The organism is Roseovarius sp. D22-M7, assembly GCF_037083785.1.
Lineage (GTDB): Bacteria > Pseudomonadota > Alphaproteobacteria > Rhodobacterales > Rhodobacteraceae > Roseovarius.
The window spans coordinates 1-732 of the sequence record NZ_JBAPKY010000209.1; the positions used below are offsets into that span (position 1 = coordinate 1).

The following is a 732-nucleotide window of genomic DNA, read 5'->3' on the forward strand; positions in this document are numbered from 1 at the left end:
GAAGGCGATCCGGTCAGCCTGGCCGAAGCCCGGTCGCTGACCTTCGCGCATCGGCGCAAGGCGTTGTTGATCTCGACGCCCACGATCCGGGGGCTGAGCCGCATCGAGCGCGAGTTCGAGGCCAGCGACCAGCGCCGCTATCATGTGCCCTGTCCGCATTGCGGGCGTGCGCAATGGCTGCGCTTCGAGCGGCTTCGCTGGCAGAAGGGCCAGCCGGACACGGCAGAATACCACTGCGAGGGCTGCGACACCCCCATCGCCGAGCACCACAAGACGGCGATGCTGGCGGATGGCGACTGGCGCGCGACGGCGATGGCGGAAGACCCGCACACCGTGGGCTATCACCTCTCGGCGCTCTATTCGCCGATCGGCTGGCTCAGCTGGGCGCGGATCGCCCGCGCCTGGGAGGCGGCACAGGGCAATGACGAGGCGATGCGGGCGTTTCGCAACACGATCCTCGGCGAGACCTGGTTCGAGACCGGCGAAGCGCCGGACTGGCAGCGGCTGGCCGAGCGGCGCGAAGAGTGGAAAGCGGGCACCGTGCCGGCAAGCGGGCTGTTCCTCACCGCGGGCGCCGATGTGCAGAAGGACCGGATCGAGATCGATGTCTGGGCCTGGGGCCGCGGGCTGGAAAGCTGGCTGGTCGATCACGTCGTCATCGAGGGTGGTCCAGGTGATCCGGAGTGCTGGCAGACACTGACGGACCTGCTGGGGCGCACATGGGCGCATGCC

Annotated in this window: 1 protein-coding gene; it reads left to right on the top strand. The window is 69.0% G+C overall.

Annotated features, from left to right (window positions below):
- Positions 1–732 (top strand): terminase gpA endonuclease subunit (locus V8324_RS22175; protein WP_336422035.1); only part of this gene is annotated, 732 nt, incomplete at both ends.